This window comes from Pedobacter sp. SAFR-022, assembly GCF_051965375.1.
GTDB lineage: Bacteria > Bacteroidota > Bacteroidia > Sphingobacteriales > Sphingobacteriaceae > Pedobacter.
In genome coordinates, this window is the sequence record NZ_JBQCME010000003.1 from 93734 (window position 1) to 118325 (window position 24592).

Sequence of the window (24592 nt, forward strand, 5' to 3'; positions counted from 1 at the left end):
CAGGACCTTTTTTGTATATGGCTTATTGAACTTAAAAGTCTTTTGAGCTCTATTTGTTAAACTGCAGTGTACGCAATATCCTGATTGTGTTTTCCTCAACTGCAGGATCTTTAATAAGTTCCGGTGCATGGTGTGGCTTTTTTCGGGCATCAATAATAACGGGCCCCTCGCAACCCCAATGCTTATGATTGGTGCTGCTCCGGATACCATATATATCAGCTGCCGGATTACTCCGGGTAAAGGTAACCCATACCAGGTTGTTGATGTTCATCGCTGTGAAGGCACTGTCATCGCAAAGCACAATCATGGCCGTACCGCTAAGATCCAGCCCTTTGACCGCTCCGTCCAGCAGCTGTATATCGCGCTCCGCCTGTTCAGCGGTACTGAATGCATCCATCTCTAAGGTGATTACCCCAGGCATAGCAATTCGTGGGTTTTTATAGGTAACTGGCAGGCTGAGTCCTGACGGTAACTGATTGGATAATGTTCTTTTTACCGCGCCAGCCGCTGCAAACACGACTTTAGATCCTGAATTCAATCCGGTTCCTGTATAATCAAGCGTATCAATTGTGGTCTGGGTATGGAAGTGCAGATCACGTGTGAAATCTATTCTTGAGAGTACATGCATCAGGAAATGCTGAAGATCGTGTGTGGTCAACTTTTCATCATCTTCCCTGGCTGCGATGAATAGGTATTTAGCCAGGCTAAGTTGGTTTTTACCGAGGATGTGGTTTGAAATCGTAAGGATTTCTTGTGGTCTTCGCTCCTTCAAGTATGGTGTATAGCGTTCACTTCCGATGGCAAAAAGTAGCGGGTGTACACCTGCTGCGTCAACGGCATTCACCTCTTTCAGGCCATGGATCTCTTTCGGCAGTGCGGATCCTGTGATTTCATGTATGAGCGCCCCGAAACTGGTATCTTCCTGCGGTGGTCGCCCAACCACAGTGAAAGACCAGATCGCGTTTTCACGATGGTAAACATTATGTACCTTCATTACTGGGAAAGGATGTGTGAGGCTGTAGTATCCCAGGTGGTCACCGAAGGGTCCTTCAGGCTTGTTATCGTTGGGGTAAACTGTTCCAGTGATAACAAAATCTGCATCGGCAGAGATGCAGAAGCCTTCTTCATCATAGAAATACCGGAAACGCCTGTTTCCTAATGCACCTGCAAATGTCATCTCAGAGAGACCTTCTGGCAGGGGCATAACAGCGGCTAAAGGATGTGAAGGTGGTCCTCCGACAAAAATACTGACCTTCAATGGCTTTCCGGCGGCATTTGCCTTGGATTGGTGCACGCCTATACCCCTGTGGATTTGGTAGTGCAATCCGATTTCCTGATCCGGCAGGTATTCATTACCAGCAAGTTGAATGCGATACATACCGAGATTAGCATTGAGGATACCCGGTCTTTCAATATCTTCAGTGTAGACCTGTGGCATGGTAATGAAAGGACCGCCATCCATGGGCCAATTGACGATCTGGGGTAGGGCCGAGATGGTTGTTTTTTTAAAGGTAGACTTAAACAAGCTTTGTTTCATCGGCAATGCAGATAAGGCCGTAAGCCCCGCCCCTGCCGTTTTGATTGGGTTCTTGACAGCTTTAATTGGGTCCGTTCGCAAGGCTACCAATTGCTCCACATTCTTGAGACTGTCGCGGAACATGAACTTGGATCGCTCCAGGGTCCCAAAAAGGTTGGAAACCGCAGGAAACTTGGATCCCTTTATATTTTCAAACAAGATTGCCGGGCCTTGTTCCTCATATACCCGTAAATGTATAGAGGCCATTTCAAGGTAAGGGTCCACCTGTTCCTTGATACGAATCAAATGACCGTGCTTTTCTAAATCTTCAACGCATGCTGCTAAACTCGAATATCCCATCAGGATCAAAGGTATAAACTAATTATTTAGAAAAATCACTAACAAAAAAAAGCCACGCTTGGGGGCGTGGCTTTTTTTGTTAAGGTGTTATTATTTTTTGTTTGCAAAGGATCTAAGCATCCAGGTGTTTTTCTCTTTGAACTGCATGAAGCGGTTGACCATATCATTTGTGCCTTCATCTCCGGCTTGTTCCGTTTCCTCCAGAAGTTCACGTTCCATCTCGATCAGCTGTGCCATATCATCTAAAATTGCGTCGATCATAGCCATATCCTGCATGCCGATGGTGTCAATTTCTTTAATGCGGGATTCATTAATGTAATCAGCAAAACGACTGTGTGGTGGCTTACCCAAGGTTAATACACGTTCCGCAATTTCATCTATAGTCGTCTGAGCTTCGGTATATAACTCTTCAAATTTGACATGTAAAGTAAAAAAGTTCTGACCTTTGATATTCCAATGACATCCACGTAATTTCTGGTAATGTATGTGATAGTTAGCTAGATAGTCATTTAAAAGATCAACAACTGGCTTAACTTCTTGCTCGTCTAAGCTTATTTCTTTTGCGTCCATGGTTTATTATTTTTTAATTTGTAATATTATTGAAACAGGTAATTATAACAAAGCTCCATTCAAATGGTTTCCATCAGAGGCAATTTGATACAATAGAGCGGTAATTTCCTCGTTTACTATTCGGAATAAGGATCAACTAAGATTTTCTCATTCGATTAACTTATAAAAATATTAATGTATAAATATATTACTGTTCTATTGGCTGCTAATTTAATGTTTCTGGCCAATATAAAAGCTAATGCTGTTGTTGACTCTATTGGTGTAGAAAATCTGAATGGCAGCAAGGTGATCATCCACCAGATCGTAAAAAATGACACCTACTACTCTATTGGAAGAAGATACAATGTATCGCCAAAAGAGATCATGACCTTTAATGAGAACAAGTACCTTCAGGTAGGTGTTTTAATAAAGGTTCCGACCAAAATCCCCTTCGAAAACCAATCTACATCAGGCAGTGCAATCAACAAGGCTACGGGTGCTGCTAATACAACTGAACCTGCTTTCATCGAGTATGAAGTTAAGCCTAAAGACAACCTAAACAACATTGCACGAACACATGGTACAACGGTGAATGAACTTAAGCGAATTAACGAGCTAAGGACTATAAACCTAAGAATTGGTCAGGTGCTGAAAGTTCCATCAACAGGCGTCAACACACAACCTGAGTCTTCAACTACCACAGCAGTTTCAACACCTTCAGCTACAAGCAGCTATCCGGGTAAGCCAATGGAACAACCGAAGCCAATTCTTCCTCCAGGATCAAACAACGCTGCCAAACCTGCACCGAAGTCTGTAGATAGTACAACGCAAAAACCTGGGGCTGACGAAAAATTCATCGAACATACAGTAGCGTCTAATGAGACAATGTATTCCATTGCTACGACCTACCACATGACCGTTGATCAGCTGAAAGCGAAAAATAATTTACCAAATAGCTCTTTACGTGTTGGGCAGAAACTATTAATCAGCGGACAGTATCCGCCGAAAAATCAACCTGTAGCTGATAGCCTTGATGATGCAACAATCAAAGATCCCTCTTTGAGAGGTGATGCTAGCAGGTATGGTCTAAATCAAGTTGATGAAAAAGGTACTGCCATCTGGATCACGGATCAAGATCTGGATCCTGTTAAAATGCTTGTGCTGCATCGTACTGCTCCAGTGGGCACCATCGTTAAAATTACTAATCCGATGACAAACAGATCGGCTTTTGCGAAAGTTGTCGGAAAATATACCGAAAATGAGTCTACAAGAGATGTAATCCTGGTGATGACCAAAGCGGTTGCAGATTCTATAGGTGCAATTGACAAGAGATTTTTTTGCAACATAACGTACAGCGGACAAGATAATGAGCAGTAAGAAGCCTTTTATTATAGGCGTAGCAGGTGGTAGTGGTTCAGGTAAAACGTTCTTTCTTAAATGTTTTTTACACCATTTTAAACCGGAGGAGGTTAGTTTAATATCACAAGATGATTATTACCGACCTAAAGCAGAACAGAAGATCGATGAAAATGGCTGGATAAACTTTGACTTACCCGAAGGGATAGATGATCAGCGTTTACTGCATGATCTAAAAAAACTTATTGCCGGGGAATCGATCGAGAAAAAAGAATATACGTTCAATGTTAATGAGGAAAATGCCAAACTTTTGAATATTGCCTCAGCGCCGATCATTATTGTTGAAGGTTTGTTTGTGTTTCACTTCAGGGAAATTGCAGAATTGTTTGACATGAAGATCTTTATGGATGCCGATGAAGAGGTGACATTAAACCGGCGGATTTCGAGAGATGAAATTGAGCGTGGGTACACACGAGATATGGTGATGTACCAATGGGTTAATCATGTTCTACCTGCTTATAAACAGTTTTTGCTGCCTTATAAAAACAGCTGCCACAAGATTATCATGAATAATAAGCATGTGGCAGATGATATCATAACCGCTTCTCAACAGATTTCTGATGAGTTAAAGCATCTTCTTGAAGTCCGGGAAGACGCTTAATCAAGGCGCATTTCAGGTGTGTTTTCCGGCGCGATCAGGCGGCCGGCAGTGGATTGTTTGATATATTCTATGCTTACACCGGGCGCTCTTTCCAGCAAATGGAAACCTCCTTCAGGTAGTATATCGAGCACGGCAAGTTCTGTAACCACTTTCTTAATGCAGTTTACGCCTGTTAAGGGTAAGGTACATTTTGGCAATAGCTTACTTTCACCAGCTTTATTTACATGTTGCATAGCAACAATGATGTTTTTTGCAGAAGCCACAAGATCCATCGCTCCCCCCATTCCTTTTACCATCTTTCCGGGAATTTTCCAGTTCGCGATATCGCCGTGCTCGGAAACCTCCATGGCGCCGAGAATTGTCAGGTCTATTTTCTGGCTCCTGATCATACCAAAACTTAGCGCAGAATCAAAGATCGAGCTTCCAGGTAATGTTGTAATGGTCTGTTTACCTGCATTTATAAGGTCAGGATCCTCCTCGCCTTCAAAAGGGAAGGGCCCCATCCCCAGTAAGCCGTTCTCTGATTGTAGCACAACGTTGATATTTTCAGGGATATAATTGGCAACCAAAGTTGGAATTCCAATACCCAGGTTTACGTAAAAACCGTCTTTTAACTCTTTTGCAATTCTTTTTGCAATACCGTTCTTATCTAACATGTTCTGTGCGTTTATGGGTTCTTGGATCTAACGGTTCTCTGCTCAATGCGTTTCTCATAGTTCTCGCCTTGGAAGATCCGGTGTACGTACACTCCTGGCGTATGGATTTGATCAGGATCAAGCTCACCCGCCTCTACGAGGATTTCCACTTCAGCAATAGTGACCTTACCTGCGGTGGCCATAACAGGATTGAAGTTCCGGGCAGTGGACTTATAAATCAGGTTACCTGCAGTATCCCCTTTCCAGGCTTTTACCAAGGCAAAGTCCGCTTCAAAAGCATATTCCATCAGATATTCTTTGCCATTAAAAGTTCTTGTTTCTTTTCCTTCAGCGACCTCAGTGCCAACCCCTGCCGGGGTGAATATTGCCGGCATACCGTAGCCTGCCGCAAGACAGCGAGTGGCTAAAGTACCCTGAGGAATCAATTCCACCTCAAGTTCAGCTCTAAGCAACTGCCGCTCGAACTCCGCATTTTCACCTACATAAGAGGAAATCATTTTTTTAACCTGACGCTGCTTGAGTAGCAGCCCAATTCCGAAATCATCTACACCTGCATTGTTTGAAATACAGGTAAGGTCCCTTATTCCTTTTTTTACTAAAGCATTTATGCAATTTTCCGGAATGCCGCAAAGACCAAAGCCACCAAGCATTAAGGTCTGCCCGTCTTTTAAATCATGGATTGCTTCATCAGCACCCGACACTACTTTGTTGATCATATATTTGGTTTGCGGCTAATTTAATTAAAATATACATAAGAGATGCCATCTCCCCCACGGTCCTGATGTTCATCTTCCACCCGGTTTACCTGGCTGTATTTTCTAACATATTCACGGATCAGCTTTCTCAATATGCCATCACCCTTGCCATGTATGATTTTTACGTACGGAAAGCCCAGCATGATCGCTTTGTCAAGGTACTTTTCAACCTCATAGATTGCATCTTCTCCGCGCATTCCTCTGAGATCAAGCTCAGCGTTAAAGTTGGTGATTGCATCGGAAATCCGCCCTGAGAAGGAATTACTTTGCACAACTTTCTTAGCCTGCTTGTTACTGATCTTCTCTACGCGATCTTTTTTGACTACCGAGCGAAGATCACCAATGGCAAGAACCAGATTACCCCGATTGATTTCAAGCACTTGCCCGGTGGTTTCTGTATTACGTAACTGGACCCAGTCGCCGACCACTATTGGCGTGTTACTCACCACAACAGGTTCTGGCTTTTTGTCTTCTTTTACCTGATGGTTCAGCAGTTCTTTCTGAAGGTTCTGGCGCAACTGCTTGGTAACGGTCTTATCTGCCTGCTTCTCCTTGATTTGAGAAATGGTGTTCTCCACGAGCTTATTGGCATCCTTGATTATCCGTTGTGCTTCAAGCTTCGCTTCTTTAATTAGCACCTTTTTATTCTCTTCCAGGTACTGCTTCAGCTTCTCGTTCTCAGCTGCAAGATTCTTTGCTTTATTCTGTTGATTTGCAAGCTGCACTTTTTTATCGTAAATCTCCTTTTTCTCGCGCTCCAGATCTACAAGAAGGCTGTCGATCCGGTTTTGATTGGTTCCTGTCTTCTTTCTGGCAAGCTCTAGAACTTCTTTCTGCAGGCCTATATTTTGTGCAATCTCGAAAGCATATGAACTTCCAGGCTTTCCGATTTCTAGCACGTACAAAGGACGCATCTTGGTGTTATCGAACAGCATGGAAGCATTTTCCAAGCCTTCAGTATCACCAGCAAACAGTTTCAGATTGGAATAGTGCGTCGTAATTACCCCTCGGACTTTCTTATTATTTAAAACCTCTAAAACCGCTTCGGCCATTGGACCTCCAAACTGCGGATCGGTCCCTGTACCAAACTCATCGATAAGCATCAGTGATTTGGGTGTGGCATGAGCCACGAAGTAACGCATCTTGGTAAGATGGGCACTATAGGTACTTAAATCGCTCTCAATCGACTGGTCATCACCGATATCGGCGAAGATCTGGTCGAAGATTCCGACCTCCGAAGCCTCATCTACCGGGATAAGCAGCCCTGATTGAATCATGATCTGAAGTAAACCTACAGTTTTCATGCAAACAGACTTTCCTCCGGCATTTGGTCCAGAGACCAACAAAATCCGCAGGCGTTCATCCAGATGAATGTTCAAAGGGACAACAGTTCTCTGCTCTTCCCGGAAGGATAGCAGCAGTAAAGGATGGCAGGCATTGATCAGCTTCGTCTTGGCTTCTTTGAGCAACACTGGCATATCTGCTTCTACTTCAATGGCAAATAGAGCTTTTGCACGCACAAAATCGAGTTTGGTGAGAAAGCCATGGTAAGATAAGAGTAATGCCGTGTATGGCCTTAAATCTGTAGTGAGTGCGATGAGAATACGTATAACCTCTCTTCGCTTATCAAACTCAAGGTCGCGAAGTTTGTTATTGAGTGTAAAGACTTCTTCAGGCTCCATGTAAACCGTCTGTCCGCTGGCAGACTCATCATGGATGAATCCTTTTAGTTTACGCTTATTCTCCGCGAGAAGAGGGATACACATCCGCCCGTCACGTATCGTTAAGCTTCCATCAGCGACCCAGTTACGGCTTACAGCCATCTTGTAAATGGAATCCATCCGTTTACGAACCTCCTGCTCACCTTTCGCAATATCTCCGATGATCTCCAGTAAGGCAGGCGATGCATTTGGTTTGATCTTACCTTTTGGATCTAAAACTGTTTCGATCTTCTTAAGGATGTTTTTTTCCATCGGAAGATGCTCAAACAGCGCCTCCAGGTTGGGATATGTCTCTTGCCGATCTTCGAAAAAGCGAATTACCGTGAATACCGTCTGCAGCGAGATATACATCTGGAAGAGTTCTTCTTCCACTAGGTAACTTCCTTCCGCACGGATCTTGTCTGCAAGGTATTTCAGATCATAGAACGCGCTGATCTGAAGTGGCTCCTGATTTTCGAGGATACTTTTAAATTCTTTGGTTTGTCGTAAAAATTTATTGATCTGGTCATACTTTGTCATGACCTGCATTTTGCTGACCAATTGCCGGCCCATTGGACTCAGGCAGTATTGGGTTATGCGTTGTTTGACTTCATCAAATCCAAGTCTTTCTAAACAACTTTCGGGGTATATCATATAGCGGCTACCGGTTTAACGGAAACTGTGTCTTGCTTTTGTTTTGTTTTCTCAAGATCTGTTTTAATCTTCTCATACATTTCCGTTAGTAGCGCAGGATGGTTGTAATAATAATCCATGCTTTTATTATATTGAACGGAGTCTGTTTTGAACTTCTTATATATGCCTCTGTAGAATGCAGAAGAGACCTTCTTTGCGGAATCTGCATCACCAATGGTCGTGACATAGGCATCAACCACGTGGATATCATACAGGATTTTTTCCATCTGCTTTGGCGGAATGATCTCCTTTGGGATCTCTTTAGATTTGCAACAGATTAAAGATAAACTGATAAAAATTAGCGAGAGAAGTTTCCTCATTTAGTTAAAACATTACGTTTTCTTAGCCATTGTAGACTAAGGTTGTTAATTTTACCAAAAATACTGATTAATGAGCATAGCGAATAACTTATTAAAATATAAAAAAGAACTTGATGCCAGCGCCGTACAGCTTGTTGCCGTATCTAAATTTCAGGATGCTGATGCGGTACTTGAAGCCTACAACGCCGGACAACGGGTTTTCGGGGAAAATATCGTGCAAGAACTTGTCGAAAAACAAGCAGTGCTGCCGAAAGATATTGAATGGCACCTGATAGGACATCTGCAAACGAATAAAGTAAAATACATCGCCCCATTTATCTCAGTTATTGAGTCTGTAGATAGCATGAAGTTGCTTCAGGAGATCAACAAACAAGCGCTAAAAAATAAGCGGATCATTGACTGCCTTTTGCAGGTTTACATTGCTGATGAGGATACGAAATTCGGTCTCGGCTTTGACGAAGTCATTGAATTACTTAGATCCGATGAGTTCCAGGAAATGAAGAATGTGCGCATCATCGGCTTAATGGGCATCGCCAGTAACACCGACACAGAGAAGCAGATTCGGGATGAGTTTGAAGAATTGAAAGTTCTGTTTGACGGGGTTAAACTTTCTTACTTTAGAAAAGAAGATTCGTTCAAAGAACTTTCCATGGGTATGTCGTCCGACTACAAAATTGCTGTCGAAGAAGGCAGCACCATGGTAAGAATTGGCAGCAGTATTTTTGGTAAAAGAAAAACGAAAAACGATTAATGGATATTAACATCAGGTATGCTGTCGAAGCAGATTGCGAGCGATTACTAGAACTTATTCACGAACTCGCTTTGTATGAAAAAGCACCGCAGGAAGTCACTGTAACATTAGAGGAGTTTGTGACTGCAGGGTTTGGAGCAAATCCGGTCTGGAAGGCGTTCGTCGCCGAACGGGACGGCAAAATTCTCGGCTTTGCCTTATTCTATATCCGCTACTCTACCTGGAAGGGCTGCAGATTGTATCTCGAAGATTTTATTGTTACTGAGGACGAGCGCGGCAAAGGAATTGGAAAAATCTTATTTGAACGTGTAATGCAGGAAGCAAAAGATAAGGGCTACAATGGAATGTCCTGGCAGGTACTCGACTGGAATGCTCCAGCAATAAATTTCTACAATAAATATCAGGCAAATCTGGAAGCAGGCTGGTTGAATGCTTCTTTCGCCAAGGAACAATTATAAACAAATGCCATGAGGAAATTAGCAATCGGGCTTATCTGCCTGGGTATGCTTGCATGCCAGAGCGAGAATAAGGATAAAAGAAACTTAGATTCCGCTGCGAATGCTAATAGTGCATCTGCTGCAGATTCGCTGAAATATAGCTATGACTCGGTTAAAGTTGTCAGTAAACATGTAGTCTCTGGTGAGGAGCGATTTTCCGATACCACTAAAGCTGTAATAACGTTTCCAAAATTTCAGGAAGCCGACTTAAACAAGCTTGTTGAAGACCGGGTATGTCGCAATGCTTCTACGCCTGATAGGACCTTCAAAACTTACCAGGAGGTTGCTAACAATTTCGTTAGGGGTTTTGATGATTATCTAAGCTATAATGAAGATAATATTCAAACCTGGTTTCTCGATGTTAATGTGGATGTGATCTTACAAAATCAGGCGCTACTCGCACTAAAATTCACCCAGGCCGATTATATGGGCGGGGCACATCCAAACTCGAGCTTTAACTACCTGAACTACGATCGACAGGCCAAGGCGGTACTAACCTTGGATTCTATATTACAGCCAAATACTTTCTCCAAACTAGAAGCTGTGGCTGAGCAGATCTTCCGAAAAAACGAAGGATTGACACCAACACAGAGCCTCGCCGATGCATACTTTTTTGATAAAGATGTATTTCACCTGAACGCAAACTTCACCTTAACAAACAGCGGCATTGAGTTCCTCTATAACCCATATGAAATCAAGCCGTATGTAGCAGGCACAACAAAACTAGTGATCCCCTACACAGCAATCAAAGACTTAATCAAACCGAATTCAATCATTTACAGACTTAACAATAATGCAGGTATATAAATTTGGTGGTGCCTCAATCAAAAACGCAGATGCGATAAGAAACGTTAGCGAAATTCTGAAAGGCGTCGAAGAAGATCAACTTCTGATTGTCATTTCCGCCATTGGCCAGACGACAAATAAGTTGGTTGCCCTCACAAATGCTTACTTGAATTTACAAGCAAATGTAAATGACTTACTGGAAGACATTAAACAAGATCATTTTACAATACTTCAGGATCTTTTTGGTGCGGGCAACCATCGGATATTTGATGAGGTTAGCAATGCTTTTGTAGAAGTTGAGTGGCTTTTAGAAGATGAACCTGCAGACACGCCCGACTACATTTACGATCAGATCGTCTCTATAGGCGAAGTGGTTTCCAGTAAAATCATGGCAGCCTATTTAAACGAAGTCGGCTGCATGTCCACCTGGGTGGATGCAAGGAATTACATCAAGACAGACAACAATTACCGGGAAGCTAATGTGGACTGGCATAAAACCGAGCTGGAGATGAAGAGAACCTTACCCGCCATATTAAACAAGGGATACGTGATTACTCAGGGATTTATTGGCGGGACCAGCGAAAACTTTACGACCACCCTTGGAAGAGAGGGATCGGATTATTCTGCAGCGATCTTTAGTGCATGTTTAGATGCAACTGCCTTAACAATATGGAAAGACGTCCCTGGCGTTTTAAATGCAGATCCAAAGTGGTTTGAGCGAACAGAAAAAATACCGGAATTGTCTTATCATGATGCCATAGAGTTAACCTATTACGGGGCTACAGTGATCCATCCGAAAACGATCAAGCCACTTCAAAACCATAACATTCCATTGTTCGTACGATCGTTCAAAGATCCTGGAGAGCCAGGAACCAAGATCAGCAGTGTGGCTGCTCCGGTTAATATTCCATCATTCATTTTTAAGGTTAACCAGGTACTGATCTCAATAATGCCCAAGGATTTATCTTTTATCATCGAAGAAAACCTGAGTGACATTTTTCAAATCTTCCACGGCTACAAAGTAAAAGTGAATACCATGCACAATTCAGCAGTGAGCTTTTCAATCAGTGCCGACTATGAAGAAAACGAGATCACGAAACTCATCGCTGAACTTTCCAATAAGTATCACATTAAGTACAATACCGGCGTGGAGCTTGTAACGATCAGATACTACAACCAAAGTACCATCGATAGGGTCACGCTCAATAAGGACATTCTCCTGGAAATTAAAAGCAGGCATACCTGTCAGTTATTGATGAAAAACAAGCCCAGTACCGAATAAAAGCAGATTTACAGAAGTCAAACAGGCAAACTAGCGCGCTTGGCAGCCACAAACAACCTTGGCTTTAAGCCGGAAAAACCAGTATCAACAATTGAACAAAGCGATATTAGATAAAGCGGTACAAGAATATATAAATGTGCATTTGAAAGATGATGTACATAGAATCGCCATGTCTAAAAGTCCCTTTGAGGCGGTCAGTGCTCAAGAACTTGCAGGCCAGATAGCGGCTAAGAATCGCGCTGAGAAAAAACTGCCGACTTGGTTTGAAAGTTCAGGAATTTATTATCCACAGCTACTCTCGATCGAACAATGCTCGTCAGAAACTGCTGCCGCATACAAGGCAACATTGGCGGTTGGGTCTCAGGTGCTAGATGTAACTGGCGGCTTCGGTGTAGATAGCTTTTTTTTCAGCAAAGTTGCAGCAAAAGTCACTCATTGTGAAGTACTTCCTGAACTTTCCGAAATTGCGGCGCATAACGCCAGCATTCTTCTTGTCAATAACATCGATTTCAGGAATACCGACGGCATCCAATTCCTTTCAGAAACCCAGGAACAATTTACAACCATCTATATTGACCCTGCTCGCCGAGGGAAAGCCGGGAAAGTGTTTATGCTAAAGGATTGTAGTCCCAACGTAGTGGAACACCTTGATTTGTTACTGGAAAAAGCTGCAAGGGTCATTGTCAAAACTTCACCTTTACTTGATATTTCAGCAGGCGTTAGAGAACTCCGGAATGTATCTGAAGTACAGATCATCAGCCTTAAAAACGAGTGTAAGGAACTATTATTTATCCTCGATGCCGATTATAGTGACGGGCCTTTAAAGATCACCAGCGTCACGATCAACGAAGAAATAAAGAAGGTAAGCTTTCAGAAAAGCGAGAACGGTTTTCAGCAGGCACACCTAGAATTTGGCACGACAAAAAATCACAACTTAGAGCTCCAGAATACACCGGTTCCCAAATCATCAACGACAAGAGGTGTAACGGATCCTGAAGCGCCTGAGGTTCTTCCCTCCAGTCCACTCGCACACGGATTAAAAAGCTACCTGTACGAGCCTGATGTCGCATTGTTAAAAAGTGGTGCATTCGATGCTATCGCTGAGCTCTTTGATCTTGAGAAGCTGGATGTACAATCTCAGTTATATACGGCCGATCATTTTAATCCAGATTTCCCAGGAAGAATATTTAGCATCAAGGAGGTGCTTAACAAGAAAGAGCTGAAAAAACAGAAAGACCTGACCGGAAACGTCATTGTAAGAAACTTTCCAGCTAAGCCGGAAGAATTAATCAAAGCCTTCAAAATCAAATCTTCTAAAGAAGAGTTCCTGATATTCACCAAAGTTCGGAAAACAGGCTATTTGATTCTGAAAGCTTTAATTTTACAGCACTACTAACCAGATCTACCTGTTTGGCTGTGGTGTTGTTCTTAGATACGGTTTGATAATCTTATGTCCTTTTGGAAAGCGCTCCGGGATTTCCTCATTTTTGATGCTGTTCATAATTACCACGTCATCTCCATCATTCCAGTCAGCAGGTGTAGCAACACTGTAGTTTGCCGTAAGCTGAAGTGAATCGATTACACGCAAAACTTCGGTAAAATTTCTTCCTGTAGATGCCGGATAAGTCAACATCAATTTAACCTTCTTATCGGGTGATATAATGAATAACGATCTTACCGTCAAAGTCTCAGATGCATTTGGATGAATCATATCGTATAAGTCAGCAATCTTTTTATCTTCGTCAGCGATGATCGGGAAATCAACATTTGTATTCTGAGTCTCATTGATATCGTTGATCCAACCCTTGTGAGATTCAGCAGAATCAACACTCAATGCCAGCACCTTCACATTTCGCTTTTCAAACTCATCCTTCAAAGCAGCTGTCCGGCCTAGCTCTGTGGTACAAACAGGCGTGTAGTCGGCCGGATGCGAGAACAAGACGCCCCAGCTGTCTCCTAGAAATTCATAAAAATCAATGTCTCCAATGGATGTTTTTGCCTGAAAATTTGGTGCAACGTCTCCTATTCTGATACTCATAATTCTGGTTTTAAGTTTAGTATCTGAAATTAAGAATCTTATTATAAAAACAAGAAGCAAGCGGGATATTTGTTCGTGCTGTGCAGGTAGCATCAGAAGCAATCACTGCTGTATAGAATAACATCTAGAAAACACACTGAACACCTGCGACCCTACTTGGAATACCCGACGTGCCGTTCAGAAACCACAACCTCCCTATTATACGTTAGACCAACTGGCTTAAAAAACCCCGAAGATTTCGCTTCAGGGTTTTCATACTTTTTACTAGATAAAGCCTAGTTGTATACTTTGATCATGAAAACATGATCCTGAATTTTTTCGATCTGCTCCGTGCGGTGTAAACCTTGTAGAGGATTTTTCTTATTTAGTTTTACTGTACTTCCCAATGAATCCTGTGGGATCGCACGAAGGGCTTCAAGTACGTACTTGGATTTGATCGCGTATGCTGCCCCATCGATAGAGGTTTCTTTTGCACTGATCACGCCAATGATGTTGCCTTGATTGTCTAACAAGGGACCACCACTGTTACCCGGGTTTACACGGATGTCGACTTGGTAAGACAATGTATCCCCCCCGAAACCAGTATTCGAACTCAGGTAACCCTCACCCAACACGGCATCGTCTTTAGGGAATCCGAGTGTGTACACATGCTCACCCATTCCGGCATTGTTCAACTTCAATTTGTATGGTAAAGCATTCAGGGCGGTAAATTGCGAATCTACTATCTTCAAAATTGCAAGATCATACTGTGGATCCTGATAAACTACCTTCACCTTGTAAGAATCACCTTTACTGTTCTGTACATAAATCGAGTCAGCTTTATCGATTACATGATAGTTTGTACACAAGTATCCGTTAGATGTTAGTGCAAAACCGGTCCCCCCAAACTGTGCCGGATTCACGGGAGCCTTCACTGCTTTATTATTAGAGTTTACATTCCGGATCAATCGGTTTTGTGAGTTCTGGATCTTTACCAGTTCCCGGCGCATCATCTCATAACTACCGTTTTGTTTGCTGCTATGTGAAATCGAATAAATAGAAACAAAGGTCAACACCAGGAACGATGCGGCAACAGCAAAAGCAGATTTGTTCTTTCTCCAAAGATTTACAATGAAAGATGGGTGTGGCCTTAACTCTTCACTAAGCGTATCTACGTCAATCGTTGAATGTATCTTATTTAACTTGTCTTTCAAAGAACTTTGGTTCCCAAAATCACTTAAGGACTCGAGAAACATCTTATGAGCAACCACCTTATGATCCAGTTGTGGGTCTTGAGCACGTCTCAATTCAAACGCATTCGCTTCCGCTTCACTAAGCCGGCCACTTAAGTAATCCTCAATCAATACTTCTAATTCTATCTCGTTTCTCATAAATTAAATCTGAAAAAACAACTTCTTCAATCGTTGCAGGCACTTATATTTCTGCGTTTTTGCGTTATCGGTATTCGTATAACCAAACTTCTCCGAAATATCCTGCATGGATAAATTGTTGATGTAAAAATCCTGAATAATCGTCTTGCAAGGTTCTCCGAGGCTTTCCAGCGCAGTTCCCATCTTCTCAAACTGAAGGTCCTTTGCCTCATGAAGCTCTACATCAGTTTCAACAGCAATAACATCTTCAAACTCTGAAATGTTGTTCGACTTCTTACTATGCTGTGCAAGTTTCTTCAACCAGATTCGTCTGCTAACCGAATAGATATAAGTCTTTAGTTTACTCGTTAACTCAAATTCGCCAGTCTTGATCTTATTATATAATATAATAATACACTCCTGGTAAACGTCCTTAGCATCATCCTCATCCCCGTTATTATTTAAAATAAATTGTAGTACCATCGGAAAATAGCCAGTGTACAATTTATTTAACGCATCCTCAGAATCATTTAATATCCCTAATACGACCTCTCTATCTGTTGGAACTGAATTGCTTAACTTCTTATTCACTAATTAATACGTTTAAACCTGAATGGTAACCCAACCATAACAAAAATATTTTTAAAAGTTTTTTTCAAAACCTGGGTTACCTTTTACCCTTACGAGTATTAATCAGTAAAATTAATTAATTATTTAAAACAGAATTGAAATGAAAAACTTATTTAAATTTGGCTTTTTAGCTTTAGCAATCTCTTTATCAGTAGCAGCTTGTAGCTCAGAAGGTTCTGGTTCAGGATCTGATACTACAATGACTGATTCTTCAGCAGTTATCACTGACACTACTGCAACTGACACTACTATCACTGACTCAACTGTTCAAGATACTACTGTTAAAGTTGAAACTTCTACTACTGAAGTTAAACCATAATTTAACTTTACTCATAAAAAAAGAGGCTTTCCTAACCGGAAGCCTCTTTTTTTATGCATTAACAATTAATGTTACCTTTGCAGGGTATCAATAGACCCTTATTCATGAATTTCTCTGCACTTCAAGCCATCTCACCGGTAGATGGACGTTACAGGCTAACTACACAAAACCTGGCCAATTACTTTTCTGAGTCTGCACTTATTAAATACCGCGTTTTTGTAGAAGTAGAATACTTCATCGCTTTGTGTAATGCCGGACTTCCAGGATTAACTGCATTTGACAATACAAGATTCGAAGGACTCAGAAGTATTTACCTCGAATTTTCAGAGGCAGATGCACAAGAAGTGAAGGATACCGAAAAGGTAACGAACCATGACGTGAAAGCTGTTGAGTACTTCATCAAGAAAAAATTTGATAGTCTTGGTTTAGCTGAATACAAAGAATTCATCCATTTCGGTCTAACTTCTCAAGACATCAACAACACCGCAATTCCTTACACTTTCAAGTTAGCCTTGGAAGAAGTCTACTATCCTGGTATCGAACAGCTCATCCAGAAAATTACTGAACTTGCTGAAAACTGGAAAGATGTACCCCTGCTTGCACATACACACGGACAACCTGCATCACCGACCAAACTGGGTAAAGAATTCATGGTGTTCGCGGAGCGGATGAAGATCCAGCTAGAGAATCTAAAAAGAATTCCCAATGCAGCGAAATTTGGTGGTGCTACCGGAAATTTCAATGCACACCATATTGCCTATCCGGCCATCAACTGGGTTGATTTCTCAAATGATTTTGTAAACAACACCTTAGGCTTAAGCCGTTCACAATATACCACTCAGATTGAGCACTATGATCAGTTTGCTGCACAATGCGATGCCTTGAAACGTATTAATAACATCATCATCGATCTTGACCGCGACATCTGGACCTACATCTCGAAAAACTATTTCAAGCAAAAAATTAAAGAAGGCGAAATTGGTTCTTCGGCAATGCCACACAAAGTAAATCCAATTGACTTTGAGAATGCCGAGGGCAATGCAGGGATCGCTAATGCCTTATTTGAATTTTTCGCAGCCAAACTTCCAATATCAAGATTACAACGCGACTTAACGGATTCAACTGTACTACGTAATGTAGGCGTGCCAATGGCCCACACCATGATCACCATCAACTCCACACTAAAAGGATTAAACAAGATCATCTTGAACAATGAAGCGATTGACGCGGACCTTGAAAATAACTGGGCAGTCGTGGCAGAAGCAATCCAGACCATCCTGAGAAGAGAGGCCTATCCAAATCCATATGAAGCTTTAAAAGATCTGACCAGGACCAATCATAAGATCACTGCAGACACCATGGCAACATTCATCAACGGACTGGAAGTCAGCGACTCCGTTAAAGCCGAGCTCAAGCTGATCACGCCATTTTCGTACACCGGTATCTTTTAAACATAATGACCTAAAACAGACATCGATGTCTTAGATTAGAATGTTTATTAATTATTTTTGTAATAAAAAAAGAAGACAATGACGATCAACGTATATACAGAACAAACGCCTAATCCTGCTACAATGAAATTCATGGTCAATAAATTATTGATCAATGGCAGTGAAGATTTCGCTACAAAAGAAAGTGCAGAGCACTCTCCTTTCGCTAAAGAACTGTTTAAGTTCAACTTTGTAACCGGTGTGTTTTTCGCAAGTAACTTCGTTACCATTACAAAATCAGAAGACGCGGACTGGGCAGACATCGAACCAATTTTGAAGGAGTTTGTAAAAGGCGCGGTTGAATCTGAATACAAGATTAAGGAAGAGACATCTGATGAGGCACCGAACTTTGAAGGTTCCGATATTGAAAAGAAAATCCAGCAAATCCTTCATGACTATGTTCGTCCCGCTGTTGAGCAAGATGGTGGCGCAATCAGCTACAAGTCTTTCGATGAAGGTGAAGGAGTTGTTACCGTAGAGCTTAGAGGTTCATGCAGCGGTTGTCCTTCTTCTACCATCACCCTAAAATCAGGCATACAAAACCTGCTACAACGCATGGTTCCTGAAGTGAAAGAAGTTGTGTCTGAAGCACTTTAGTGCGTAACCGGTACTTAGCCTAGATATATAATAAATAAAAAAGACCCGTTCAGCGGGTCTTTTTTATTTTATAAGAAAATCAAACATCCAGTATATGCTGCAAATATTGATGCGGGAGTAAAAACGCCTGCTGAGGAACACCCCCACGCCCGAACTGAAACCGGAAAATATTATTTGAAATGCTGCTGAATATATCCAAGCAGCTCCGCATCCACCCTGCTGTTCGTCGCGAGTAGCTCTCGGGTTTCCACAAACTCCTCATCACCAGAGAAATTCATTATACGGCCACCCGCCTGTTGCACAATAAATGCACCCGCAGCAACATCCCAGGCATTCAGGTTGTACTCGAAAAAGGCGTCAAAGCGGCCACATGCCACGTAAGCCAGGTCTACTGCTGCTGAACCAATTCTTCTTAGCCCATGACACTTACGCATCAGCTCCGTAAATAGCGCCATATACTGGGGCTGCTTCTCAAAATCATAATATGGAAAGCCTGTCGCCAATAAGGTGTCAGCGATCAGATCCCGGTTGGATACACGAATAACTTTATTGTTCAGATAGGCTGCCCCACCTTTGTAGGCATAGAACATCTCTGCACGATTGATCTCGTAAACTACACCGATAACCGGAGCGCCATGTTCATAAAGTGCGACGCTTACCGAATAAGTTGGTACACCATGTATGAAATTTGTTGTACCATCTAAAGGGTCAATGATCCAGTTGTAGACCTCCCCTGTTTTATTAATGGTCTGCTCTTCAGTGATAAATCCAGATTCTGGCAGCAGTTCAGCAAGATTGTCGACCAGGATTCTTTCAGCTTGTTTATCTACATAAGAAACGAGGTCATTCAATCCTTTAAACTCGATTCTGTTGTTGTCGAAATTCATTGATTCTTTCCTGATGAAGTTACCCGCCAAGCGGACAACACCCAGGACCTTGGTACATAACAATTCATAATCCATGCTTACAGATTTAGTAGTTAGCGTGTTTTTCCTTGTTCTTGATGGCAAACAATACCATAACCAAGCCAGAAATAAAGAGAATAGTAGAGATTAATTCAGCTTGTGTAAAGGCAATATCTCCGACGTGATATTTGGTATTAACGCGAATCAACTCCACCAGGAAACGTTCCAGACCGTTAAACATCAGGTAAATCCCAAACAACATTCCAGGATAATTGATCTTGTGGCGGATTTGCCAAAGAATAAGGAACAAAATGAAGGCAGCAATTACTTCATATATCGGCGTTGGATAAACCGGCTGTGGAAGCTCAAAGCAGAACTTGCCAACGCAGTTGGGTATCTTCAGCCCTTCCATGGCAACGTTATTTGGATAGGTATATGCCCACAGCCAGTCTGGCAACCAGCTGAAAGGTTTAGGGTTCAGGTTCACAATGCCCCAGTCACCATCGCCCGACATATGACAACCGATACGGCCTACGCTGTAAGCCAGCATCATTCCGGGACCACCCACATCCAGCATATGCAAAGGCTTGATACCATTTTTTTTGGCAATGATCAAAACCGCGGCACCGCCACAAATCAATCCTCCATAAAATGTCAAACCGCTGAAGGATAACAATCCACCAATAGGGTCCTGGATAAAAGTATCCCAGTGCTCCAGGTTGTCAAAGATCTTAGCCCCTAAGAAACCCCATACCGCCGCCCAGACAATCAAATTGCCCATCAGCTGATGTGGATATTCCGTTACTTCTACCGTCTTCGGTTTATCAAGTTTGTGTTTGTTTTTTTCCTGGATATCCCAGTAGATGAACAATCCCGCAAATGCAAGACCACCAAGAATATTTCCTTTAGTCGACAGCAAAACGGTTTGGGCGTCATAAACAAATTGACTATAGTTGATTAAAGCATATACCAGTTTGTATCCGACCAGAAATCCAAAGACACCGTTCATCACAAGCTCCGTGGTGGTTGCCTTTTTGCCAATTACATATGTTTTTTTCCGTGGATGTAAGATCCCAAGCGACTCCTTACGTTGCATTTCCTTCGTAAACGCCCAGTACCCGGCAATAAAGGCCAGTGCAACAAAAACGCCGAAAGTATTAAAAGGTAGAGGGATCTGTACGCCGAAAAGGTATTCTAAAAAATGCGAGACGGTAGGGAACATATATAAAAGTAGTTTATGCGAATATAGGATTAATGATGTAAAACCGCTTCTGCTTCGGCAACTTCAACTTCACCCTCTGCAGTCATAGACAAAAGTTGAACCGCCTTAAGCTCATTCACCATCACTGGATCATATTTCGCCCTTACCTTAACATAGTTCTTGGTAAAGCCGTGCATAAAACCACCTTTCTGGTCATCTTCGAAAAGCACTTCGCCTACTTTCCCAATCTGAGATTGGTAAAACGCCCGTCTTTTCTTATCAGACAAAATATGTAACATCTTACTCCGGTCAGCACGGGTGCTGCCTGACACCACGTCCGGCATTTCAGCAGCCGCCGTTTGTTCACGTTCAGAGTAGGTGAAAACATGTAAATAGGAAACATCCAGGCCATTTAAGAACTGATAGGTATCAAGAAAATCCTCCTGTGTTTCACCAGGGAACCCAACAATCACATCAACACCAATACAGCAATCTGGCATCACTGCTTTGATGGCAGCAACACGTTCAGTGTATAACTCACGTCGGTAACGACGTTTCATCAAACCAAGGATCTTGTTGGAACCAGATTGTAATGGAATATGGAAGTGTGGTACAAAACGTTTTGATGTAGAGACAAACTGAATGATCTCATTGCTCAGTAGATTTGGCTCTATAGACGAAATGCGGATTCGCTCAATGCCTTCCACTTCATCCAATGCCTTTACCAGGTCGAAGAACTTATCTTCTCGCTGACCATTCCGTATCCCGAAATCGCCGAGATTAACGCCGGTAAGTACAATTTCTTTAACACCGCTAGCCGCAATCTGTCTTGCGCGGTTCACCACATTTTCAATGGTGTCGCTGCGACTTCCGCCCCTGGCCAAGGGAATGGTACAGTAAGTACAAGGGTAGTCACAACCGTCCTGCACTTTCAGGAAGGTACGGGTCCTGTCGCCAATAGAATAAGCGGCAATGAAATTATGATTTACTTTCTCTATATTTTGCTGGTGTATAACGGCCTTCGGCTGTTTGGTGAGGTCAGAAATAAATTCCACAATACGGAATTTCTCTGCTGCACCAAGCACCATGTCTACGCCTTCAATTTCTGCAATCTCCTGAGGCTTTAACTGTGCATAACAGCCAACGATGGTCACATAAGCGTTCGGCGAGTACTTCAATGCCTCTTTAACCACCTTACGGCACTTTTTATCTGCATGTTCGGTAACCGAACAGGTATTGATCACATAAACATCTGCACCCTCGGTAAATTCTACAACCGAGTAGCCAGCGTCTGTAAACAGTCGACCTATGGAAGAGGTCTCTGAAAAATTTAACTTACAACCTAATGTATAAAATGCAACTTTCTTCATTTCGAGTGTGCAAAGATAGGTTTTTTTCTAGTAATCAATCATTCCAGCGGTAGCTATCCTGTTCCAGGCCAGCAAGATCAATAACGCGGCTTACCACCGTTTGTGCCACCTCTTCAATCGTCTTCGGCATACTATAAAAGGAAGGATTAGCTGGGCAGATGATCCCCCCTGCTTCGGTGACGGCTTTCATATTGTTGATGTGTATCAGGCTGAAAGGCGTATCCCGCACCACTGTGATGAGTTTTCTACGTTCCTTCAAAATCACATCGGCAGCCCGCGTGATCAGGTCGATCGAGATCCCCGTTGCAATTCTTCCAAGGGTTCCCATAGAACATGGAATGATAATCATTGTGTCAAACTTTGCAGAGCCCGAGGCAAAAGGTGCATTGAAGTCCATTTTCGGATAAAAGTCAAAGTTATAATCATCGTATGCATCATTACCCAATTCAAAGCGCCAGACTTCCTTGGCATTGTCGGACATCACCACGCCTACCCGCTCAATCTGATCGGCCATTTGCGCCAAACTGTCCAACAATAATTTCGCATAAATGGCGCCGCTGGCACCGGTAACGGCAACAATGATTTTCTTTTTTCTCATCAGTTAAAATAGATACATAAGCTATGCCATAAAAAAGGGCCGAATACAAGTATTCGACCCTACATCTACCTATGAAAAACATACCCCCTAAAGGGTAAGCCCAAATGTAATTTATTTTTTTAATAAAAAAAGTTACTTTCTTGAATATTTCACACTTTCTTTCATACAATGAGCAATAATTATAACGTATAGTAGAGTAACTCTCTTTAATCTACAAATCCCTGAAGCATAAATTCTCGTAAATTTGCCGCATGATCGATGCCACACCATCAAACTTCGTTGCTGATAAAGTATTAGAATTTATAGAATACACCAAACAGAATATTTTCCTGACCGGCAAGGCCGGAACCGGGAAAACTACGCTTCTGAGAAAGATTCAATCCAGTACATCTAAAAAGATGGTGATCCTGGCACCTACAGGTGTTGCCGCAATGAATGCCAAAGGAACAACGATCAACTCCTTCTTCCAGTTGCCGCCCGGATCCTTCTTTCCTGGTGATATCAGTATGGAAAACCTCCAATCGGGGATTCTATCAATACAGTCGATGGTTGCTGACCTTAGCTACAGTAAAGAAAAGACAGATCTTTTTAGACTCCTTGAACTGCTTGTGATCGATGAGGTGTCTATGGTGCGCTGCGACTTGCTCGATGTGATAGATGCCATTCTAAGAAAAGTTCGTGGCATCAATGAAGCTTTCGGTGGTGTGCAGCTGCTGCTTATCGGTGATCTATACCAGCTCCCTCCCGTGACCAAAAGGGAAGAATGGTCATTCCTGAACAGGGCATATGCTTCGCCTTATTTCTTCGATGCCCAGGTGATCCGCCGTAGTCCGGTATTGCAGGTAGAACTTACCCAGGTCTTCCGCCAAACAGAACCAGCGTTCATTAATATTCTGAACGACATCAGGAACAATACCATCAGCGAAACCAGCTTAAATCTCCTGAATGAAAGATATGATCCGGATTTTAAAGCAAGCGAATCGCTGAACCCCATTATCATTACTTCACACAACGCCGAAGCCAATGCCATCAATAAGCAAAAGCTGGAAGAACTTCCTGGTCAGGAATACACCTTTGAGGGCGAAACTAACGGTACCTTCCGCGACCTCGGCTTACAGGCAGAGCAGAGCCTGAAACTTAAAACAGGTGCGCAAGTCATGTTCATCAAGAACGACGTGGGCGAAAACCGCAGATATTACAATGGAAAGATCGGCAAGGTCAAATCGATCTCTCTTGATGCAACTGAAATTTACATTGCCTTCCCAGGTGAAGAAGATATGCTCCTGAAGAAAAGTTCATGGCAGTCTTTCGAGTATAAAGCTGAGGGTGATGAAGACATTATGCAACAACAGGTGGGCGAGTTCAGCCAATATCCAATTAAGCTTGCCTGGGCTGTGACCATTCACAAAAGCCAGGGCTTAACCTTCGACCATGCCATCATTGACGCAGGTAAGTCCTTTATCGCCGGACAGGTATATGTAGCATTAAGCCGTGTACGAACTTTAAACGGACTAATCCTCCGATCCAGAATCAGTACAGAAAGTTTAAGGTCGAACCCAGAAGTTATTAACTTCATGAAGCCTGCGTCGGTGAAAGTTTTGAATAGCCAAATTACCACTGCCCAGGAAAGGTTTATCCTCCAACTGATCCTCAGGAACTACACTTTAATTAGTCTTAGAGACGGACTGGATAGCCTGGTCAACAACCCAGATGTAAAAAAAACTGGCCTTCCAGAGCTGCAAATCGCACTGAACCATATGGACAAGTCAATTGATGACCTGAGTACTTTGCTTGGGCGCTTCCATGGTCAGCTCATGTCCCTGCATGATAGTAAAGGCTTTGATCAGGAGCAACTCGCGAGCAGGCTGGATGCAGCATTTCAATACTTCAGCAAGGAATTAACCCTTCAGCTGTTAAACCCACTCAACAAGAGTATCCGCGTAAAATCGAAGACAAAAGTGCAGCAACACGTACAACAGCTGCTCATTAAATTCAGACAAACCATAGAACATAAGCTGATTCAAATGCAGCAATCTCTTGAGCTCTTAAAAGAACCGATTAAACCTGAAGGCTACAAAGCCTGGATAAGCAAGCAGAAAACACAACTAACTACAAAACCTGCGAACCCTGCTGGAAACAGCAATGCGGTAAACCTGCAACTTTTTTAAGGGTATTCCCTATTTGGGCACTGCGACATCTGATGGTCTGAACCG

Annotated in this window: 24 protein-coding genes; 11 read left to right on the plus strand and 13 right to left on the minus strand. The window is 42.5% G+C overall.

Annotated elements, in window-relative coordinates; genetic code table 11:
* Nucleotides 1–49: 49 nt before the first annotated feature.
* Nucleotides 50–1876, minus strand: coding sequence for a UbiD family decarboxylase (locus ACTHQF_RS08735; protein ID WP_440429733.1), 1827 nt, complete (start codon nucleotides 1874–1876; stop codon nucleotides 50–52).
* A 90-nt stretch (nucleotides 1877–1966) separates the two neighbouring features.
* Entirely contained in the window at nucleotides 1967–2446 is a 480-nt protein-coding gene (locus ACTHQF_RS08740; RefSeq protein WP_440429734.1) for a Dps family protein, read from the minus strand.
* A gap of 174 nt (nucleotides 2447–2620) precedes the next feature.
* On the opposite strand from ACTHQF_RS08740, the gene ACTHQF_RS08745 reads away from it, so the two are divergent.
* Nucleotides 2621–3802, plus strand: coding sequence for a LysM peptidoglycan-binding domain-containing protein (locus tag ACTHQF_RS08745; protein WP_440429735.1), 1182 nt, complete (start codon nucleotides 2621–2623; stop codon nucleotides 3800–3802).
* Nucleotides 3792–4442, plus strand: a complete 651-nt coding sequence (locus tag ACTHQF_RS08750) for a uridine kinase family protein (protein ID WP_440429736.1) — start codon at nucleotides 3792–3794, stop codon at nucleotides 4440–4442. Before ACTHQF_RS08745 ends, ACTHQF_RS08750 begins: the two co-directional genes overlap by 11 nt.
* Here the strand turns inward: ACTHQF_RS08750 and ACTHQF_RS08755 are convergent.
* Genes ACTHQF_RS08755 through ACTHQF_RS08770 form a run of 4 tightly spaced genes read right to left on the minus strand, consistent with a single transcriptional unit; the run spans nucleotide 4439 to nucleotide 8566 of the window.
* Nucleotides 4439–5098, minus strand: coding sequence for a CoA transferase subunit B (locus ACTHQF_RS08755; RefSeq protein ID WP_440429737.1), 660 nt, complete (start codon nucleotides 5096–5098; stop codon nucleotides 4439–4441). The genes ACTHQF_RS08750 and ACTHQF_RS08755 overlap by 4 nt on opposite strands.
* 11 nt (nucleotides 5099–5109) lie before the next feature.
* Nucleotides 5110–5814 (minus strand): CoA transferase subunit A, encoded by a 705-nt coding sequence (locus ACTHQF_RS08760; protein WP_440429738.1) that lies wholly within the window; start codon nucleotides 5812–5814, stop codon nucleotides 5110–5112.
* A gap of 20 nt (nucleotides 5815–5834) precedes the next feature.
* Entirely contained in the window at nucleotides 5835–8207 is a 2373-nt protein-coding gene (locus ACTHQF_RS08765) for an endonuclease MutS2 (protein WP_440429739.1), read from the minus strand.
* The gene (locus ACTHQF_RS08770; RefSeq protein WP_440429740.1) at nucleotides 8204–8566 is read right to left on the minus strand and encodes a DUF4296 domain-containing protein; all 363 of its coding nucleotides are present in this window, start codon (nucleotides 8564–8566) and stop codon (nucleotides 8204–8206) included. The genes ACTHQF_RS08765 and ACTHQF_RS08770 overlap by 4 nt, the downstream gene beginning before the upstream one ends.
* Before the next feature lie 70 nt (nucleotides 8567–8636).
* On the opposite strand from ACTHQF_RS08770, the gene ACTHQF_RS08775 reads away from it, so the two are divergent.
* From ACTHQF_RS08775 to ACTHQF_RS08795, 5 genes are all read left to right on the plus strand, one after another.
* Nucleotides 8637–9317 carry a YggS family pyridoxal phosphate-dependent enzyme gene (locus tag ACTHQF_RS08775; RefSeq protein ID WP_440429741.1) on the plus strand — a complete coding sequence of 227 codons (681 nt, stop codon included), beginning with the start codon at nucleotides 8637–8639 and terminating at the stop codon, nucleotides 9315–9317.
* Nucleotides 9317–9775: an N-acetyltransferase family protein gene (locus tag ACTHQF_RS08780; protein ID WP_440429743.1), complete on the plus strand. Its 459-nt coding sequence runs from the start codon at nucleotides 9317–9319 to the stop codon at nucleotides 9773–9775. The genes ACTHQF_RS08775 and ACTHQF_RS08780 overlap by 1 nt, the downstream gene beginning before the upstream one ends.
* A gap of 9 nt (nucleotides 9776–9784) precedes the next feature.
* On the plus strand, nucleotides 9785–10621 hold the full coding sequence (locus ACTHQF_RS08785) for a DUF3298 domain-containing protein (RefSeq protein ID WP_440429744.1): 837 nt from the start codon (nucleotides 9785–9787) through the stop codon (nucleotides 10619–10621).
* A complete protein-coding gene (locus ACTHQF_RS08790) occupies nucleotides 10608–11882 on the plus strand; it encodes an aspartate kinase (protein ID WP_440429746.1) in 1275 nt (424 codons plus the stop codon). Before ACTHQF_RS08785 ends, ACTHQF_RS08790 begins: the two co-directional genes overlap by 14 nt.
* A gap of 91 nt (nucleotides 11883–11973) precedes the next feature.
* Entirely contained in the window at nucleotides 11974–13278 is a 1305-nt protein-coding gene (locus tag ACTHQF_RS08795) for a THUMP-like domain-containing protein (protein WP_440429747.1), read from the plus strand.
* Nucleotides 13279–13284: 6 nt separating this feature from the next.
* Here ACTHQF_RS08795 and ACTHQF_RS08800 read toward each other — a convergent pair whose 3' ends face one another.
* The 3 genes from ACTHQF_RS08800 to ACTHQF_RS08810 all read right to left on the minus strand — a co-directional run bounded on the left by ACTHQF_RS08800 (nucleotide 13285) and on the right by ACTHQF_RS08810 (nucleotide 15860).
* Entirely contained in the window at nucleotides 13285–13920 is a 636-nt protein-coding gene (locus tag ACTHQF_RS08800; protein WP_440429749.1) for a peroxiredoxin, read from the minus strand.
* Nucleotides 13921–14195: 275 nt separating this feature from the next.
* On the minus strand, nucleotides 14196–15290 hold the full coding sequence (locus tag ACTHQF_RS08805; protein ID WP_440429751.1) for a S1C family serine protease: 1095 nt from the start codon (nucleotides 15288–15290) through the stop codon (nucleotides 14196–14198).
* A gap of 3 nt (nucleotides 15291–15293) precedes the next feature.
* Nucleotides 15294–15860 carry an RNA polymerase sigma factor gene (locus ACTHQF_RS08810; protein ID WP_440429752.1) on the minus strand — a complete coding sequence of 189 codons (567 nt, stop codon included), beginning with the start codon at nucleotides 15858–15860 and terminating at the stop codon, nucleotides 15294–15296.
* A gap of 139 nt (nucleotides 15861–15999) precedes the next feature.
* On the opposite strand from ACTHQF_RS08810, the gene ACTHQF_RS08815 reads away from it, so the two are divergent.
* The 3 genes from ACTHQF_RS08815 (at nucleotide 16000) to ACTHQF_RS08825 (ending at nucleotide 18305) form a co-directional block, all read left to right on the plus strand.
* The gene (locus ACTHQF_RS08815) at nucleotides 16000–16218 is read left to right on the plus strand and encodes a hypothetical protein (protein WP_440429754.1); all 219 of its coding nucleotides are present in this window, start codon (nucleotides 16000–16002) and stop codon (nucleotides 16216–16218) included.
* A 104-nt stretch (nucleotides 16219–16322) separates the two neighbouring features.
* Nucleotides 16323–17669: an adenylosuccinate lyase gene (purB, locus tag ACTHQF_RS08820; RefSeq protein ID WP_440429755.1), complete on the plus strand. Its 1347-nt coding sequence runs from the start codon at nucleotides 16323–16325 to the stop codon at nucleotides 17667–17669.
* A 78-nt stretch (nucleotides 17670–17747) separates the two neighbouring features.
* A complete protein-coding gene (locus ACTHQF_RS08825; protein WP_440429756.1) occupies nucleotides 17748–18305 on the plus strand; it encodes a NifU family protein in 558 nt (185 codons plus the stop codon).
* Nucleotides 18306–18475: 170 nt separating this feature from the next.
* On the opposite strand, the gene ACTHQF_RS08830 is transcribed toward ACTHQF_RS08825, so the two are convergent.
* From ACTHQF_RS08830 to ACTHQF_RS08845, 4 genes are read right to left on the minus strand one after another with little or no spacing between them, the layout of a single operon-like run.
* A complete protein-coding gene (locus ACTHQF_RS08830) occupies nucleotides 18476–19267 on the minus strand; it encodes an inositol monophosphatase family protein (RefSeq protein ID WP_440429757.1) in 792 nt (263 codons plus the stop codon).
* A gap of 10 nt (nucleotides 19268–19277) precedes the next feature.
* Nucleotides 19278–20432, minus strand: a complete 1155-nt coding sequence (locus tag ACTHQF_RS08835) for a prolipoprotein diacylglyceryl transferase (RefSeq protein WP_440429759.1) — start codon at nucleotides 20430–20432, stop codon at nucleotides 19278–19280.
* A 29-nt stretch (nucleotides 20433–20461) separates the two neighbouring features.
* Entirely contained in the window at nucleotides 20462–21781 is a 1320-nt protein-coding gene (gene mtaB, locus ACTHQF_RS08840; protein ID WP_440429761.1) for a tRNA (N(6)-L-threonylcarbamoyladenosine(37)-C(2))-methylthiotransferase MtaB, read from the minus strand.
* A 34-nt stretch (nucleotides 21782–21815) separates the two neighbouring features.
* Nucleotides 21816–22379 (minus strand): UbiX family flavin prenyltransferase, encoded by a 564-nt coding sequence (locus ACTHQF_RS08845; RefSeq protein WP_440429763.1) that lies wholly within the window; start codon nucleotides 22377–22379, stop codon nucleotides 21816–21818.
* 251 nt (nucleotides 22380–22630) lie between these two features.
* Between ACTHQF_RS08845 and ACTHQF_RS08850 the strand changes: the two genes are divergently transcribed.
* Nucleotides 22631–24547 (plus strand): ATP-dependent DNA helicase, encoded by a 1917-nt coding sequence (locus tag ACTHQF_RS08850; RefSeq protein WP_440429765.1) that lies wholly within the window; start codon nucleotides 22631–22633, stop codon nucleotides 24545–24547.
* Nucleotides 24548–24592: the final 45 nt, after the last annotated feature.

What these genes read in the sequence shown, in the direction of transcription:
- ACTHQF_RS08735 (WP_440429733.1), bottom strand. Translation starts at nt 1,876, where the DNA reads ATGGGATATTCGAGTTTAGCAGCATGCGTTGAAGATTTAGAAAAGCAC.
- ACTHQF_RS08740 (WP_440429734.1), bottom strand. Translation starts at nt 2,446, where the DNA reads ATGGACGCAAAAGAAATAAGCTTAGACGAGCAAGAAGTTAAGCCAGTT.
- ACTHQF_RS08745 (WP_440429735.1), top strand. Translation starts at nt 2,621, where the DNA reads ATGTATAAATATATTACTGTTCTATTGGCTGCTAATTTAATGTTTCTG.
- ACTHQF_RS08750 (WP_440429736.1), top strand. Translation starts at nt 3,792, where the DNA reads ATGAGCAGTAAGAAGCCTTTTATTATAGGCGTAGCAGGTGGTAGTGGT.
- ACTHQF_RS08755 (WP_440429737.1), bottom strand. Translation starts at nt 5,098, where the DNA reads ATGTTAGATAAGAACGGTATTGCAAAAAGAATTGCAAAAGAGTTAAAA.
- ACTHQF_RS08760 (WP_440429738.1), bottom strand. Translation starts at nt 5,814, where the DNA reads ATGATCAACAAAGTAGTGTCGGGTGCTGATGAAGCAATCCATGATTTA.
- ACTHQF_RS08765 (WP_440429739.1), bottom strand. Translation starts at nt 8,207, where the DNA reads ATGATATACCCCGAAAGTTGTTTAGAAAGACTTGGATTTGATGAAGTC.
- ACTHQF_RS08770 (WP_440429740.1), bottom strand. Translation starts at nt 8,566, where the DNA reads ATGAGGAAACTTCTCTCGCTAATTTTTATCAGTTTATCTTTAATCTGT.
- ACTHQF_RS08775 (WP_440429741.1), top strand. Translation starts at nt 8,637, where the DNA reads ATGAGCATAGCGAATAACTTATTAAAATATAAAAAAGAACTTGATGCC.
- ACTHQF_RS08780 (WP_440429743.1), top strand. Translation starts at nt 9,317, where the DNA reads ATGGATATTAACATCAGGTATGCTGTCGAAGCAGATTGCGAGCGATTA.
- ACTHQF_RS08785 (WP_440429744.1), top strand. Translation starts at nt 9,785, where the DNA reads ATGAGGAAATTAGCAATCGGGCTTATCTGCCTGGGTATGCTTGCATGC.
- ACTHQF_RS08790 (WP_440429746.1), top strand. Translation starts at nt 10,608, where the DNA reads ATGCAGGTATATAAATTTGGTGGTGCCTCAATCAAAAACGCAGATGCG.
- ACTHQF_RS08800 (WP_440429749.1), bottom strand. Translation starts at nt 13,920, where the DNA reads ATGAGTATCAGAATAGGAGACGTTGCACCAAATTTTCAGGCAAAAACA.
- ACTHQF_RS08805 (WP_440429751.1), bottom strand. Translation starts at nt 15,290, where the DNA reads ATGAGAAACGAGATAGAATTAGAAGTATTGATTGAGGATTACTTAAGT.
- ACTHQF_RS08815 (WP_440429754.1), top strand. Translation starts at nt 16,000, where the DNA reads ATGAAAAACTTATTTAAATTTGGCTTTTTAGCTTTAGCAATCTCTTTA.
- purB (WP_440429755.1), top strand. Translation starts at nt 16,323, where the DNA reads ATGAATTTCTCTGCACTTCAAGCCATCTCACCGGTAGATGGACGTTAC.
- ACTHQF_RS08825 (WP_440429756.1), top strand. Translation starts at nt 17,748, where the DNA reads ATGACGATCAACGTATATACAGAACAAACGCCTAATCCTGCTACAATG.
- ACTHQF_RS08830 (WP_440429757.1), bottom strand. Translation starts at nt 19,267, where the DNA reads ATGGATTATGAATTGTTATGTACCAAGGTCCTGGGTGTTGTCCGCTTG.
- ACTHQF_RS08835 (WP_440429759.1), bottom strand. Translation starts at nt 20,432, where the DNA reads ATGTTCCCTACCGTCTCGCATTTTTTAGAATACCTTTTCGGCGTACAG.
- mtaB (WP_440429761.1), bottom strand. Translation starts at nt 21,781, where the DNA reads ATGAAGAAAGTTGCATTTTATACATTAGGTTGTAAGTTAAATTTTTCA.
- ACTHQF_RS08845 (WP_440429763.1), bottom strand. Translation starts at nt 22,379, where the DNA reads ATGAGAAAAAAGAAAATCATTGTTGCCGTTACCGGTGCCAGCGGCGCC.
- ACTHQF_RS08850 (WP_440429765.1), top strand. Translation starts at nt 22,631, where the DNA reads ATGATCGATGCCACACCATCAAACTTCGTTGCTGATAAAGTATTAGAA.